Source organism: Pedobacter sp. ok626, assembly GCF_900100435.1.
GTDB lineage: Bacteria > Bacteroidota > Bacteroidia > Sphingobacteriales > Sphingobacteriaceae > Pedobacter.
In genome coordinates, this window is the sequence record NZ_FNEX01000003.1 from 448639 (window position 1) to 462781 (window position 14143).

16 protein-coding genes are annotated in these 14143 nt (G+C 37.5%); 11 read left to right on the plus strand and 5 right to left on the minus strand.

Going from position 1 to position 14143, the window contains the following annotated elements; genetic code table 11:
• Positions 1-17 precede the first annotated feature (17 nt).
• Positions 18-197, minus strand: a complete 180-nt coding sequence (locus BLS35_RS06245) for a histone H1 (RefSeq protein WP_090778888.1) — start codon at positions 195-197, stop codon at positions 18-20.
• Positions 198-414: 217 nt separating this feature from the next.
• Between BLS35_RS06245 and BLS35_RS06250 the strand changes: the two genes are divergently transcribed.
• The 5 genes from BLS35_RS06250 (at position 415) to BLS35_RS06265 (ending at position 2497) form a co-directional block, all read left to right on the plus strand.
• Positions 415-777 carry a response regulator transcription factor gene (locus BLS35_RS06250; RefSeq protein ID WP_090778890.1) on the plus strand — a complete coding sequence of 121 codons (363 nt, stop codon included), beginning with the start codon at positions 415-417 and terminating at the stop codon, positions 775-777.
• Between the two features lie 64 nt (positions 778-841).
• Positions 842-1300 (plus strand): type II RES/Xre toxin-antitoxin system antitoxin, encoded by a 459-nt coding sequence (locus BLS35_RS06255; protein WP_090778892.1) that lies wholly within the window; start codon positions 842-844, stop codon positions 1298-1300.
• 2 nt (positions 1301-1302) lie between these two features.
• Positions 1303-1755: an RES family NAD+ phosphorylase gene (locus BLS35_RS06260; protein ID WP_090778894.1), complete on the plus strand. Its 453-nt coding sequence runs from the start codon at positions 1303-1305 to the stop codon at positions 1753-1755.
• 48 nt (positions 1756-1803) lie between these two features.
• Positions 1804-1950, plus strand: a complete 147-nt coding sequence (locus BLS35_RS27685; RefSeq protein WP_165973234.1) for a hypothetical protein — start codon at positions 1804-1806, stop codon at positions 1948-1950.
• A 169-nt stretch (positions 1951-2119) separates the two neighbouring features.
• Positions 2120-2497: a GreA/GreB family elongation factor gene (locus BLS35_RS06265; RefSeq protein ID WP_090778896.1), complete on the plus strand. Its 378-nt coding sequence runs from the start codon at positions 2120-2122 to the stop codon at positions 2495-2497.
• Between the two features lie 38 nt (positions 2498-2535).
• Here BLS35_RS06265 and BLS35_RS06270 read toward each other — a convergent pair whose 3' ends face one another.
• Complete coding sequence (locus BLS35_RS06270) at positions 2536-3306, minus strand: queuosine precursor transporter (protein WP_090778898.1); 771 nt, start codon at positions 3304-3306, stop codon at positions 2536-2538.
• 69 nt (positions 3307-3375) lie between these two features.
• Here BLS35_RS06270 and BLS35_RS06275 point away from each other — a divergent pair, with 69 nt between their 5' ends.
• The 4 genes from BLS35_RS06275 to BLS35_RS06290 are packed head-to-tail and all read left to right on the plus strand — an operon-like array spanning position 3376 to position 8104.
• Positions 3376-4521, plus strand: a complete 1146-nt coding sequence (locus tag BLS35_RS06275; RefSeq protein WP_090778900.1) for a methionine aminotransferase — start codon at positions 3376-3378, stop codon at positions 4519-4521.
• Between the two features lie 24 nt (positions 4522-4545).
• Positions 4546-5349, plus strand: coding sequence for a nitrilase family protein (locus BLS35_RS06280; RefSeq protein ID WP_175459573.1), 804 nt, complete (start codon positions 4546-4548; stop codon positions 5347-5349).
• Between the two features lie 30 nt (positions 5350-5379).
• Positions 5380-7167 carry a translation elongation factor 4 gene (lepA, locus tag BLS35_RS06285; protein WP_090778902.1) on the plus strand — a complete coding sequence of 596 codons (1788 nt, stop codon included), beginning with the start codon at positions 5380-5382 and terminating at the stop codon, positions 7165-7167.
• A 55-nt stretch (positions 7168-7222) separates the two neighbouring features.
• Positions 7223-8104, plus strand: a complete 882-nt coding sequence (locus BLS35_RS06290) for a bifunctional 5,10-methylenetetrahydrofolate dehydrogenase/5,10-methenyltetrahydrofolate cyclohydrolase (RefSeq protein ID WP_090778904.1) — start codon at positions 7223-7225, stop codon at positions 8102-8104.
• Positions 8105-8114: 10 nt separating this feature from the next.
• On the opposite strand, the gene BLS35_RS06295 is transcribed toward BLS35_RS06290, so the two are convergent.
• On the minus strand, positions 8115-8456 hold the full coding sequence (locus BLS35_RS06295) for a Rieske (2Fe-2S) protein (RefSeq protein ID WP_090778906.1): 342 nt from the start codon (positions 8454-8456) through the stop codon (positions 8115-8117).
• A gap of 77 nt (positions 8457-8533) precedes the next feature.
• Here BLS35_RS06295 and BLS35_RS06300 point away from each other — a divergent pair, with 77 nt between their 5' ends.
• Together BLS35_RS06300 and BLS35_RS06305 are read left to right on the plus strand one after the other, a co-directional pair.
• Entirely contained in the window at positions 8534-9157 is a 624-nt protein-coding gene (locus BLS35_RS06300) for a 7-carboxy-7-deazaguanine synthase QueE (RefSeq protein ID WP_090778908.1), read from the plus strand.
• 59 nt (positions 9158-9216) lie between these two features.
• Positions 9217-11109 (plus strand): OmpA family protein, encoded by a 1893-nt coding sequence (locus tag BLS35_RS06305; protein ID WP_090778910.1) that lies wholly within the window; start codon positions 9217-9219, stop codon positions 11107-11109.
• 8 nt (positions 11110-11117) lie between these two features.
• Here BLS35_RS06305 and kdsA read toward each other — a convergent pair whose 3' ends face one another.
• Together kdsA and recQ are read right to left on the minus strand one after the other, a co-directional pair.
• Positions 11118-11933, minus strand: coding sequence for a 3-deoxy-8-phosphooctulonate synthase (kdsA, locus tag BLS35_RS06310; RefSeq protein WP_090778911.1), 816 nt, complete (start codon positions 11931-11933; stop codon positions 11118-11120).
• Positions 11934-11948: 15 nt separating this feature from the next.
• On the minus strand, positions 11949-14138 hold the full coding sequence (recQ, locus tag BLS35_RS06315) for a DNA helicase RecQ (RefSeq protein ID WP_090778913.1): 2190 nt from the start codon (positions 14136-14138) through the stop codon (positions 11949-11951).
• Positions 14139-14143 lie beyond the last annotated feature (5 nt).

Below are 14143 nucleotides of genomic sequence, written 5' to 3' on the forward strand. Positions count from 1 at the left end.
ATTTAGAGCATCAGATATTATTTACCAGTATTTTTCTTTTCCGTTACTTCAGTACGGATCTCTTGAGCAAGTACTTTTAGATCTTGCATAGCTTTACGTACTCTTGTACCTGCAGCATTGTTTCCTGCACTGTAAAATTTCTCTGCATCAGCTTCAACAGAAGCTAATAATTCTTTAACTTTTGAAAATTTTTCCATGTTTTTTGTGTTTTTTCTTTTAATAATATGGAAGCTGCTTATACCGTTCCCATTTTAATTTAAGCCAAATATATTTTTTTTTACAAATAATCGTACAGAACTTGCCCTGTATTGCATTTTTCTATTCAATCTTTATTATTTTAAAAACCTTTTGAGCCCTAAAAGGGTTACTTTCTAAGTTATTCTATTCAGAATTATCCCAGAGGAAACATCAATTATGGCTATATTAATACACCTTATTGAAGATGATGAAGACATTAGGTTTATTATTGAGTATGTACTTTTAGAAGAAGGTTATGAGGTCGAGACTTTTGCTACTGCGGCTGCGTTCTATAGAAGTTTGCATAGGCACAAGCCAAATCTGATTATTTTAGATGTGATGTTGCCGGATGGCAATGGTATTAATATATGTCGTATGCTAAAATCAGATCCAGAAACATTAAACATTCCAATCATCATTATGTCTGCCCATGCAGCTGAAAAATCGGCGCTAGATGAAGCTGGAGCAGATGATTTTATCAGTAAACCATTTGATCTTAATCATTTTATTCATCGAGTTAAGGGGCAACTACCCATCTGAAGAAAAAATTCTATGAATTAAAGAAAATTTTCTTATATTTGAATAATCTTAAATGTGAGAAATTATGGCTGCTACTCCAAAACCTTATAAAACCAAAACTAAAGTATCCATTGTTGCCGAGCTAATAGCCCCATATCAATCTTTATACGGCAATTCAATAAGTCTACTTACAAACTCTAAAAAAGGCTTATCTGCAAAGGCGGCTCTTGATTTTTTAACCCTATCAGGTTTTAGCAAAGAAGAATTTCAAGACACTTTCAAAACCAATGTTAAAACTATACAAAATTACGTTACTAGTTCTTCAAAACTAGATGCCCCTTTAAGCGAAAAGCTTTTAAAGTCGTTTTCTTTGTTTGATAAAGGCATAGCTGTGTTTGGTTCCGCAGATGCCTTTCATCAATGGCTAAATACACCTTCATATGGCCTTGGCAATCAAATTCCTTTTGATTTGATGGATACGATTACCGGCATTTCTCTTATTGAAGAAGAACTAATCAGAATAGAGTACGGTGATTTGGCCTAATTATGCAGGTATTTCGTATTGCATTAGCTAAATATGCGACTACATTAAATGCATCGGGCAGAGCTGCCCGGTGGAATCCCAATGATGTCGAAATGATATACACTGCAAGCTCACGTTCGCTGGCTTGCCTTGAAAATGTGGTCCACAGAAATCAAGTTGGGTTGAACCATCTTTTTAAAGTAATGACCATCGTAATACCAGACGACCTCTGTATCCTATCCATTGAACAAAAAAAACTTCCGGCAAACTGGACCGAATTTGGTCAAATACCCATTACTCAAAAATTAGGGGAAGATTGGATAAAAGAAAAAAAATCTGCTATCCTAAAAGTTCCATCATCCATTATTCATGCCGAATACAATTACGTTATCAATCCACTCCATCCGGATTTTAAATCTATCAAATTATTAAAATCAGAAGATTTCATTTTTGATAAAAGGATAAAAATGTCATAATATTCATTTTACTTTGAATTTAAAAAAAAGCTAACGACATTAGCAGAAATGGAACAAAAAGGGATTCATAAAGCTTTAGTGGTGACTTACAATAAAAGTCAGTTACAGGCCTATGCCCTATTCAAAAAGTTTTTTAGAGAAAACTATCCATTAGGCTTCACCTTCCAAATCACGAGTAAGGACTTTATCAGTTAAGCCCCGAATCATTTCTTTTACCTTCTTCGATTCAGGGGCTCAGATTTTTTCTGATAAACTATTCTATACATTTTTTTTCAACGGAACATTATAGCGACCCGTAAATCAGGTTATCGTTCAGTTGCATTTGAGCCTAGTTCAATAATTATATTAACACATATAAATCATCATGGAAACAAAATCATTATCACTGTCAAAAAGCGACTTCAAGCTGCTAAAAGAGCATTTAGAAAAATCAAATATGAGCGCTTACAATAAAGGGAAGCTACAGGCAGAGCTAAAAGCAGCCACAATTTATTCAGAAGACCAACTCCCATCAGATGTTGTATGTTTAAAATCGGAAGCCAGAATAGCGAATGTAAAAACGGGAAAAGAATTTACATTTAAGCTGGTTATGCCCGAAGAAGCGAATATCAAAGTTCAAAAAGTATCTGTATTCGCACCAATAGGCATCGCTTTATTTGGATACAGAACGGGCGATAGCATCAATTGGGAAATGCCTGAGGGCATCCAGGAATTTAAAATTCTTGAAGTTAACAGATTGTAATCTATTAAATATGACTCGGGAGATATTGGGACACCGCCCTATCTCCTTCCAGCCATTTTAATCATGCGTTGCGCCAAATCCTTGCCCAGGTAATTATCAATAACCCCATGCACAAGGTAAAGTAAAGGTGTCATTAAAATGGCTACAATAAACTTATAGGTATAATTAACCAAGCCTATGGCGGCTACCATTTGCCAGCTCCAGTGGTACTGTGGATTCAAATAGAACGCAATAAAGATCACCACAAAACTATCAATACATTGCGAAACAACTGTTGAGCCTGTAGCACGTAACCACAGCGCTTTATCTCCGGTAATCATCTTAATACGGTGAAAAATGACCACGTCAGCAATCTGTCCCACTAAAAAAGCAATTACAGAACCGACAATAATCCACATGCCCTGCCCAAATATACCTGCAAACGCAGCATTCATATTCACATGCTGTCCATTAATATTTTGATTTACCCAAAAACCTGATGGTGTAAGATGCATTGCTGCCCCTACTACAATAAAAGCGTAGGAAATTAAAATGGCCGTCAATACCGATAAAAAACGAACTTGCTTAACGCCATAATATTCGTTAATAATATCAGTCATGATAAATATTAAAGGCCAGGTTAATACACCTGCCGACATGTTAAAAGATAAATTGGGTACACCCAATAAGCTAATGTCAAATTGCTTAATTCCCAGTGTTCCCTCTACCGTAAAAATCTTTACTCCTATAAACTCTGATAATATGGCATTAGCTACAAAAAAGCTCCCAAGAACGAGCAATAACTTGCTCTCTTTTGTTTTAAAACTCATAGCAGGTTGAAATTATTAAATAAATCTGACATAAGCTGATAAAATATTTATTTCTATTTTCGCTGTAACATGATATCAATAAATTCAAAATTACCACATACCGGCACTACAATCTTTACTGTAATGTCGAAATTAGCAGAAGAGCATAAAGCCATTAACTTATCTCAGGGCTTCCCTGACTATGATTGCGATCCAAAACTTTTAAGTTTTGTAACCGATGCAATGCAAAAAGGCTTTAACCAATACGCCCCAATGCCAGGCTTACCAGTCCTTAGAGACCTGATTGCCGAGAAAGTGAGTAATTTATATGGAGCCAATTATCATCCAGACACCGAAGTAACCATTACTGCTGGTGGCACACAGGCAATTTTCACAGCTTTAAGCTCTTGCATTAATCACGGCGATGAGGTAATCATTTTTGAACCTGCTTATGATTGTTACGCTCCAGCTATTAAGTTATTGGGTGGCTTGGTTAAACCTTACGAACTATGTCCACCTAATTATGAAATAGACTGGGAAATGGTTAAAAAACTGTTTACGGCTAATACGAAAATGATTATCCTGAACAGTCCACAAAACCCTACTGGCTGCACCTTATCTGAAAAAGACATCAAAGCGCTTGTTAAGCTAACCAAGAACACTGATATCTTGATTTTAAGCGACGAAGTATACGAACACATTATATTTGATGACAATAAGTATCGAAGTATTGCGTTATACCCTGAATTAAGAGAAAGAAGCTTTATTGTAGCTTCATTTGGAAAGCTGCTACATGCCACTGGTTGGAAAATGGGATATTGCCTTGCTCCCGAACAACTCATGAAAGAATTTAGAAAAGTACATCAATTTAATGTCTTTAGTGTAAATACACCTATGCAACTGGGGATTGCAAACTACCTCAAAGACCCGGAGACTTACACAAGCCTTCCCAATTTCTTTCAACAGAAACGAGATTTCTTCCGCAGCCTGCTTATGGAAACTAACTTTAAATTACTACCTTGTAACGGATCTTATTTTCAATGCGTTAGCTATGCGCACTTAAATAAAGAAAAAGATACAGATATGGCCGTAAGGCTGGTTAAAGAATATGGCGTAGCGAGTATCCCAGTTTCGGCCTTCTATATTAAGAATACAGATCATCAGGTGTTGCGATTTTGTTTTGCAAAAAAGCAAGAAACACTGGAAAAAGCCGTTGAAAGACTAATGAAATTATAATTTAAATCCCTATAAATTAGAATAATGGATAGCCCAAATTACTTAAACATAAATAACCTTAAAGTTACTATTTTTCAGGCATACCTGTTCTGGGAAAACATTGATAAAAACCTTCAAAATCTTACTTTAAGGCTGTCATCGGGTGTAAAAGAAAAGACAGACCTAATAGTTTTACCTGAAATGTTCAATACTGGCTTTAGTATGAATGCTGCCGAGCTTGCAGAAGAAATGAATGGGAAAACTATGCAATGGATGCATGCAACTGCCAATAAATATGATTGCGTAGTTACCGGAAGTCTGATCATTAAAGAAAACGGAAACTATTATAATCGCTTGATTTGGATGCTCCCGAATGGAGATTCTAGTCACTATGACAAAAGACATTTATTTGGATTGGGTGATGAAGATAAAACGTATACTCCCGGAAAGGACAAAGTTATTGTGGAACTAAAGGGCTGGAAAATACGTTTAGCAATCTGTTATGACCTTCGTTTTCCAGTATGGCTACGCAACCAAAATGAAGAATACGACATCTTACTGTTAATCGCCAGCTGGCCAGATAAGCGTTCAGCGCACTGGAAAGCATTAATCCCTGCCAGAGCAATTGAAAACCAGAGCTATGTAATTGCGGCCAATAGGATTGGCCATGATGGTAAAGAGGTCTATCATAGCGGACACTCCATGTGTATTGATCCTATGGGTAAGACCGTTTATTACAAACCTGAGGACGAAGACCTGTATACTTTTAGTATTGGCTATGAAGAATTGGTAAAAACCCGTAGAAGTTTCCCTTTCTTAAAAGATGCTGATCAGTTTAATATCGTATAATCAAGGCAAAATACTATATTTGCGCCACTGATGAAGCACATACGTAATTTTTGCATAATTGCACATATTGATCACGGTAAAAGCACTTTAGCTGACCGTCTACTGGAATACACTAATACCATTTCTCAACGCGAGTCTCAAGCTCAGTTGCTTGACAATATGGATTTAGAGCGTGAGCGTGGGATCACGATAAAAAGTCACGCCATACAAATGAATTATAAGGTCGGCGAAATTGAATACAATTTCAACCTTATTGACACACCGGGACACGTAGATTTTTCTTACGAAGTTTCACGTTCTATTGCAGCCTGTGAAGGTGCCCTACTTATTGTTGACGCATCTCAGGGAATTCAGGCGCAAACTATTTCAAACTTATATCTAGCTTTAGAGCACGACCTTGAAATTATCCCGATTTTAAATAAGATGGATTTACCTGGGGCAATGCCTGAGGAAGTAAAAGACCAGATTATTGATTTAATCGGATGTAAACGTGAGGATATTATTCCTGCATCGGGTAAAACGGGATTGGGTATTCCGGATATCATTCAGGCTATCGTAGACCGTGTCCCTGCTCCTGTTGGTGACCCAGAGGCTCCTTTACAAGCACTTATTTTCGATTCAGTATTCAACCCTTTTAGAGGAATTATTGCCTACTATAAAGTAGTAAATGGCGAGATTAAAAAGGGAGATAAAGTTAAGTTCATAAATACTGGCAAACAATATTTAGCTGACGAAGTTGGTATCCTTAAACTGGATATGGCGCCACGTAAAGTAGTTAAAACTGGTGATGTAGGTTATATTATTTCCGGAATTAAAGAAGCCCGTGAGGTAAAAGTTGGTGATACCATTACTACCGTTGATAGACCTTCATTAGTATCAATTCAAGGTTTCGAAGAGGTTAAGCCAATGGTTTTCGCTGGTATTTACCCTGTTGATACTGACGAATTTGAAGAATTACGTGAGGCAATGCATAAGTTGCAATTGAACGATGCTTCTATCGTTTTCGAACCAGAAAGTTCTGCAGCCTTAGGTTTTGGTTTCCGCTGCGGATTCCTTGGAATGTTGCACATGGAGATCATCCAGGAACGTTTGGAGCGTGAATTCGGTATGACGGTTATCACAACGGTACCCAACGTATCTTACATCGCATATACGACCAAGGGTGATAAAATTATTGTAAACAATCCTTCAGATTTACCAGACCCAAGTAAATTGGATTCTGTAGAAGAACCTTTCATCAAAGCAAATATCATTACTAAAGCTGAATTTGTTGGCCCTGTAATGTCACTTTGTATTCAGAAAAGAGGAATCATAGCAAATCAATCTTATTTAACCTCTGACAGAGTTGAATTGGTTTTTGAGATGCCGATGGGTGAAATTGTATTCGACTTTTATGATAAGTTAAAAACAATTTCTAAAGGTTATGCTTCATTCGATTATCATCAGATTGGTTATCGCAAGTCTGATTTGGTAAGATTGGATGTATTGTTAAATGAAGAACCGGTTGATGCCTTATCATCATTGATTCACCGTAGTAATGCTTACGATTTTGGAAAGAAAATTTGTGAAAAACTAAGAGAATTAATCCCTCGTCAACAATTCGAGATTAAGATACAGGCATCTATTGGTGCAAAAGTTATTGCACGCGAAACCCTAAGTGCTTTACGTAAAGATGTTACAGCTAAATGTTACGGTGGTGATATTTCACGTAAACGTAAGCTACTTGAAAAACAGAAGGCAGGAAAGAAACGTATGCGTCAAGTTGGAAACGTAGAGATTCCTCAAACGGCTTTCATGGCAGTACTTAAACTGGATTAATCCAATAACTTTAACTTTTCCTAAATTTTTAACCAAAAAACAACTCGATCACTACATGCAATTACTAGACGGAAAATTCGCATCTGAAAAAATAAAACAGGAAATAGCAGCTGAAGCTGCAGATTTTTTAGCTAAGCGTGGTAGAAAACCACATTTAGTAGCAATTCTAGTCGGTAACGATGGCGGTAGTGAAACTTATGTTGCCAGTAAAATGAAAAACTGCGAAAAGGTTGGATTCCAATCTTCTCTGATCAGATACGACGTTACGGTAACCGAAGAAGAACTACTACAAAAAATTGAAGAAATCAATCAGGATGCCGGTGTTGACGGCTTAATTGTACAACTTCCACTTCCTAAACATATCGATCCGGAAAAAGTAACTGAAAAAATTGATTACCGCAAAGATGTAGATGGTTTCCATCCTGTAAACTTAGGTAGAATGATGCGTAATCTTCCTTGCTTTATTCCTGCTACTCCTTATGGTATTCTATTAATGTTACAAGCTTACCAAATAGACACTGCGGGTAAACATTGCGTAGTGGTTGGCAGAAGCAATATTGTTGGAAGTCCAATGAGTATTTTAATGGCCCGTAATGCGAATCCAGGTAATTGTACAGTAACACTTACACATAGTAAAACTACAAACTTAAAAGAATTGGCACTTCAAGCTGACATCATTGTGGCAGCAATTGGTAAAAAGAACTTTGTAACTGCAGATATGGTAAAACCTGGTGCGATCATCATTGATGTTGGTATCAACAGAGAAACTTCAGATCAAACTAAATCCGGCTACAAACTATACGGGGATGTTGATTTTGAAAATGTAGCGCCTAAATCGTCATGGATCACTCCAGTTCCCGGAGGTGTAGGCTTAATGACTATCGTAGGTTTACTAAAAAATACACTAGCCTCTGCCAAAGGAGAAATTTACAGCTAAGGCAATTGGTTTAGCCCCCGAAAAGCCTTTTTATCCAACTTTTTTTAAACCCGACGTACAACCCGTCGGGTTTTATTTCTACCGGATACCTTTCAATATAATCCCCCTGCCCTTCTGCGCCCATACCAGTATGTAAATCATACTCCCAACGATGGATTGGACAAACAAGATGTCCGTTTTTGCACCAGCCGCCACTCAATACACCTCCAGCATGAGGACAATAATTCTGTACAACGAAAAACTCATCATTATGACTTACCAGGCATAGTTTCTTTCCATCAACATTAATTTGTCTAACAAATTCCCCTTTCTCAACTTCTATATCAATTTTATGCCAAATCAATTTATTCATAGGTCAGTCATATATTGAGCTTAAGATACATATATTCTCATTTTGATTGTTATTTATTTACCTTTGCAACCTTAAATATGGCACATCAAATACCAGAAGACGGCACATTACTTCCATTAATGGAGGAGTTTTACACGATACAGGGAGAAGGATTTAACACCGGAAAAGCCGCTTACTTTATCCGCTTAGGCGGTTGCGATGTAGGCTGCCATTGGTGCGATGTAAAAGAAAGCTGGGATGCGGAATTACATCCGCTCAGCCTATCTGACGATATTGTAAAAAAAGCAGATAGCTTCCCTGGAAAAGCTGTAGTGATTACTGGTGGTGAACCATTAATATATAACCTGGACTACCTGACGAAGGAACTTCGTAAAAAAGGAATACTAACCTTTATTGAAACATCTGGAGCCTATCCTCTTTCGGGTGAATGGGATTGGATTTGTTTATCCCCAAAAAAGTTTAAAGCTCCTCGTCCCGATATCACTCCCTTTGCCAATGAGCTGAAAGTAATCGTATTTAACAAAAGTGATTTTGAATGGGCAGAAAAATATGCCGAGACCGTTTCACCAAATTGCAAACTATACCTGCAACCTGAATGGTCGAAATCAAAAGAAATCACTCCTTTGATTATCGATTATGTAATGGCGAATCCTAAATGGGAAATCTCATTACAAACCCATAAGTTTTTAAACATCCCTTAACCCGCTTATTTATTTTTTCGCTACATTTAACTTCATAGTTAATCTATTTAGTAGCATTGATGAAGAAAACTACGCTTTTACTCTTCCTATATTTTATCATACAGGCGGTTAGTGCTCAAAACTCTACAGTAAAAAAAGCACAGGCAAATTTTGATAAGGCGCAAGAATTCCTTAGCGCTGATAATTATGATCAGGCTATAACTTTACTTCAAGATGCCATTAAGGCCGATCCCGGGTTTCAGTACGCATTTATACAACTTGCGGACATTAACCGTAGGCTTAAATCTTACGATCTGGCAAAACAAAATTATACTGCTGCATTGGCTTTGGGTGGCAATCCAGAGCCACGAGTTTATTATGGCTTTGCTGAGGCCGGAATTTTTAGCGGGGATTATGGCAATGCCTTAAAAAATATCAACCAATTCATAAGAACTTATAAGGGTACAGATCCTGACTTTATGAACAGGGCTAAAAAATATTTAAAAGATTGCGAATTTGCCATTGAAGCATTGAAGCACCCTGTAAAATATGAGCCTATAAATATGGGCGCCGAAATCAACTCAAAATATCGAGATTATTTCCCCTCGATCACTGCTGATGGAACTCAATTGATATTTAGCAGGAATATAGAAGGCAATGAGGATTTCTTTACGTCAACACTAAGGGATAAAACGTGGAGTAAGCCTATACCATTAAGTGATAAAATCAATACATCAAAATATAATGAAGGAGCGCAATCCATTACACCGGATGGCTTATACTTATTTTTCACTGGCTGCAACAGACCCGATGGACTAGGTCGCTGTGACATTTATGTAAGTCATAAAGACGGAAAAGAATGGGGCGAACCATTTAATCTAGGTGCTCCAATCAATTCACCTTATTGGGAATCACAACCAGCGATCAGTCCAGATGGAGGTACTTTATATTTTGTAAGTAATAGGCCGGGTGGTGTGGGCGGTTATGACATTTGGAAAAGCTCATTAAAAGCGGATGGTTACTGGAGTATACCTGAGAATCTTGGTCCGGAAATTAATACGCCTTACGATGAGCATACCCCTTTTCTTCATCCCGATGGAAAAACTTTATACTTTTCTTCAGATGGTTGGCCAGGAATGGGGAATAAGGATATTTTCATGAGTCGCGCAGATGAAAATGGCAAATGGTCAAAACCAGAAAACCTAGGCTATCCAATTAATACTTTTAATGAAGAAACAGGTTTAATTGTTACACCCGATGGATCCTCTGGTTTGTTTTCTTCTCTTAAAGGTGGTTTTGGGGACATGGATATTTATCAATTTAAAATACCACAAAACAAAAAGCCTCAACCAATTACTTATGTAAAAGGGATCGTAACAGACAAAGAAAGTAAATCATTCTTAGAGGCAAGTGTCCAAGTAGTTAATTTAAAAACAGGTAAGATAGCGTATAATGACATGACCTCTAAGGAAACTGGCGACTTCCTTGTAGTAATGCCAATTGGGGGAAATTACGCTTTTAACGTAATCGCAAACGGCTACCTTTTTTACTCGGAAAACTATCAGCTAGACAGTGCTTATATAAACAAGCCATTCCTGGTAGAGGTTCACCTTGAAAAGCTAACAGCGGGAAAGAATATGGTATTAAAGAATATTTTCTTCAATACAAACGAGTACGCGCTTTTGCCTGCCTCTTTAACAGAATTGAGTACCCTTAAAGATTTACTCAAAAACAATGCAAGGCTACATATAGAAATCCAGGGACATACCGACAACGTTGGCAACGACCTACAAAACGAAAAACTTTCTTTGCAACGTGCTAAAGCTGTTTACGACTACCTCATTGAAGCAGATATAGATCGAGAAAGATTAACTTTTAAAGGCTATGGAAAAACCAAGCCTATTGCTCCAAATGATACAGAAGCACAGAGAAGACAAAACAGAAGAACCTCTTTTGTCGTTACTAAAATCTAAAAAAGCGGTTAAATAACCGCTTTTCTTATTCTAACTAATTTAACTAGTAGTTGTTCCAGTAAATCCAGATGAAGCATATTTGCACCGTCAGATTTAGCATTTGCAGGATCGGGGTGTGTTTCAATAAACAATCCGTCTGCTCCGACTGCTATCGCTGCTTTAGCAATAGTTTCTATCAACTCAGGTTTACCACCTGTAACACCCGAGCTTTGATTAGGCTGTTGTAAGGAATGTGTACAGTCCATCACTACAGGAACCCCAAAACTCTGCATTTCAGGAAGTCCACGATAATCAACGATTAAATCCTGATAACCGAACGTATTCCCTCTGTCGGTCAAAATCACCCTATTATTTCCAGATTCTACAATCTTCTCTACAGCAAATTTCATTGAGCCTGCAGAAAGGAATTGCCCTTTTTTTACATTGACCACTTTATTGGTCTTTGCAGCCGCAATTAGCAAATCTGTCTGGCGACACAAAAATGCAGGTATCTGTAAAACATCAACATAGGCCGCTGCCATAGCTGCTTCTCCACTTTCGTGAATATCAGTAACAGTAGGTACATCAAAGGTCTTCCCTATCTTTTCTAGTATTTTAAGTGCTTTTTCATCACCTATCCCAGTAAAAGAACCACCTTTAGAACGATTTGCTTTACGATACGAACCTTTAAAAATAAACGGAATTTCCAGCTTATCAGTAATCGTTATGATCTTCTCTGCAATTCGCAGGGCGATATCTTCTCCTTCTATAGCACACGGACCAGCCATTAAAAAGAAATTACCAGAATTTGTATGTTTTAATTTATCTAATGAAATGTTAATCATTATTATCTTTTACTATTAATTACCTAATTCGGACATGAACTTAATACGCATCAGCTGTATCTCTTCACGTGAATAATCTGTTTCGCCTAATTCCTTTAACGCCTCATCGATTGAATCGTTCTCAGCTGACTGAAAATAATCAAACACCTCATCCTGACGATCTTCATCAATCACTTCGTCAACAAAATAATTCAGGTTCAATTTGGTGCCCGAGTTTACAATGGCTTCTATCTCTTTTAAGATGTCATCATAAGTAATTCCCTTAGCTCTTGCGATGTCTTCAAGTCCAATTTTTCTATCAATATTCTGAATAATGGAAACTTTTAACTGCGACTTATTGGCCTGAGTTTTAATGATTAAATCTATCGGGCGTTCAATATCGTTATCTTCAACGTACTTCTTGATCAATTCAAGAAACGGTGCGCCAAACTTTAAAGCTTTACCATTACCTACACCAGAGATTTGTTTTAATTCATCCATGGCAATCGGGTAATGCGTACACATCTCCTCTAAAGACGGATCTTGAAAAACAACAAACGGAGGTACATTTTTCTGTTTGGCTATTTTCTTACGCAGATCTTTCAGCAACTGTAGCAACTGGGTATCTAAAGTCCCAGTACCATGCTTCACATCGTCCTCATCGTCATCTGCTGCGCTTTCAATGGGCTCGTTCAATATAAATTTCAGACTATAAGGATTTTCTACAAAGCCACGACCATTGTTGGTTAAGCTTAGCAATCCGTAATTGTCTATATCTTTTGAAAGGAAATTATTTAATACAGCTTGTCTAACCAATGATTTCCAGTAATTCTCACCTTCAACAACACCTAGGCCAAATTCCGACAATTTACTATGTTCATAGGCGATCGTCTGCGCCGTTTCTAAGCCCATTAAGACATTGATGATATGTGTATCATCAAATTTCTCACCTATTTTCTGGATTAGTTTTAAAAGCACCTGCAACGACTCCTCAGCTTCAAATAATTTTTTAGGCTTTTTACAGTTGTCACACATGCAGTTACAACCTGTTTCGTTAAAGTTCTCTCCAAAATAATGAAGGATTTGCTTTCTCCGGCAAACGCCAGATTCAGCATAATCGATTACTTCTTTTAGTATCTGTGTGCCGATTTCTCGTTCCGATACTGGCTTATCTTTCATAAACTTGGCCAGCTTGTCTACATCCTTCTGTGCGTAAAATGCAATACAAACACCTTCCCCACCATCTCTTCCAGCCCTACCGGTTTCCTGATAATAGCCTTCCATACTCTTAGGAATGTCGTGGTGAATTACAAAACGAACATCTGGTTTGTCAATACCCATTCCAAAAGCGATAGTAGCTACAATAACTTCTACGTCTTCCATCAGGAACTTATCCTGAGTATCTGCTCTAACTTTTGGTTCCAGACCTGCGTGGTAAGGCAAAGCCTTTATCCCGTTTAGATTTAGTGATTCAGCAACTTCTTCAACCTTTTTGCGGCTTAAACAGTAGATGATACCAGATTTTCCAGTATTGTACTTAATGTACCTGATGATCTCTTTAAGTACATCACGCTTGGGACGGATCTCATAAAACAAGTTCGGTCTGTTAAATGAAGACTTAAACAGTGTCGCATCACTCATCTGAAGATTTTTGATGATATCCTGCTGAACCTTTGGCGTTGCAGTTGCAGTCAATGCAATAATCGGAATCCCCTCACCCAGACCACTGATTACCTGTCTAATCTTACGGTATTCAGGTCTAAAATCATGTCCCCACTCAGAAATACAGTGGGCCTCATCTACCGCTACAAAAGATATTTTAATCAATCTCAGGAAATCAATATTATCCTGTTTAGAAAGTGACTCAGGTGCTACATAAAGTAACTTGGTCTGTCCACTTAATAGATCACTTTTAACCTGAGCTATTTCGGTCTTATTTAAAGACGAATTTAAGAAATGAGCAATACTATCACTCCCACCAAAAGCTCTCAGTTGATCCACCTGATTTTTCATCAAAGCGATTAACGGAGAGATAACAATTGCAGTACCCTCATTCATCAATGCTGGTAACTGGTAACATATGGATTTCCCCCCACCTGTAGGCATGATTACAAACGTATTCTTCTTCTCAAGAACATTGGTGATTATTGACTCCTGATCACCCTTAAAATTATCAAAACCAAAAAAGGTTTGTAAGTTGTCAAACAACGACTTTTTCACATCCATTTCGT

What these genes read in the sequence shown, in the direction of transcription:
- BLS35_RS06245 (WP_090778888.1), bottom strand. Translation starts at nt 197, where the DNA reads ATGGAAAAATTTTCAAAAGTTAAAGAATTATTAGCTTCTGTTGAAGCT.
- BLS35_RS06250 (WP_090778890.1), top strand. Translation starts at nt 415, where the DNA reads ATGGCTATATTAATACACCTTATTGAAGATGATGAAGACATTAGGTTT.
- BLS35_RS06255 (WP_090778892.1), top strand. Translation starts at nt 842, where the DNA reads ATGGCTGCTACTCCAAAACCTTATAAAACCAAAACTAAAGTATCCATT.
- BLS35_RS06260 (WP_090778894.1), top strand. Translation starts at nt 1,303, where the DNA reads ATGCAGGTATTTCGTATTGCATTAGCTAAATATGCGACTACATTAAAT.
- BLS35_RS27685 (WP_165973234.1), top strand. Translation starts at nt 1,804, where the DNA reads ATGGAACAAAAAGGGATTCATAAAGCTTTAGTGGTGACTTACAATAAA.
- BLS35_RS06265 (WP_090778896.1), top strand. Translation starts at nt 2,120, where the DNA reads ATGGAAACAAAATCATTATCACTGTCAAAAAGCGACTTCAAGCTGCTA.
- BLS35_RS06270 (WP_090778898.1), bottom strand. Translation starts at nt 3,306, where the DNA reads ATGAGTTTTAAAACAAAAGAGAGCAAGTTATTGCTCGTTCTTGGGAGC.
- BLS35_RS06275 (WP_090778900.1), top strand. Translation starts at nt 3,376, where the DNA reads ATGATATCAATAAATTCAAAATTACCACATACCGGCACTACAATCTTT.
- BLS35_RS06280 (WP_175459573.1), top strand. Translation starts at nt 4,546, where the DNA reads ATGGATAGCCCAAATTACTTAAACATAAATAACCTTAAAGTTACTATT.
- lepA (WP_090778902.1), top strand. Translation starts at nt 5,380, where the DNA reads ATGAAGCACATACGTAATTTTTGCATAATTGCACATATTGATCACGGT.
- BLS35_RS06290 (WP_090778904.1), top strand. Translation starts at nt 7,223, where the DNA reads ATGCAATTACTAGACGGAAAATTCGCATCTGAAAAAATAAAACAGGAA.
- BLS35_RS06295 (WP_090778906.1), bottom strand. Translation starts at nt 8,456, where the DNA reads ATGAATAAATTGATTTGGCATAAAATTGATATAGAAGTTGAGAAAGGG.
- BLS35_RS06300 (WP_090778908.1), top strand. Translation starts at nt 8,534, where the DNA reads ATGGCACATCAAATACCAGAAGACGGCACATTACTTCCATTAATGGAG.
- BLS35_RS06305 (WP_090778910.1), top strand. Translation starts at nt 9,217, where the DNA reads ATGAAGAAAACTACGCTTTTACTCTTCCTATATTTTATCATACAGGCG.
- kdsA (WP_090778911.1), bottom strand. Translation starts at nt 11,933, where the DNA reads ATGATTAACATTTCATTAGATAAATTAAAACATACAAATTCTGGTAAT.
- recQ (WP_090778913.1), bottom strand. Translation starts at nt 14,138, where the DNA reads ATGGATGTGAAAAAGTCGTTGTTTGACAACTTACAAACCTTTTTTGGT.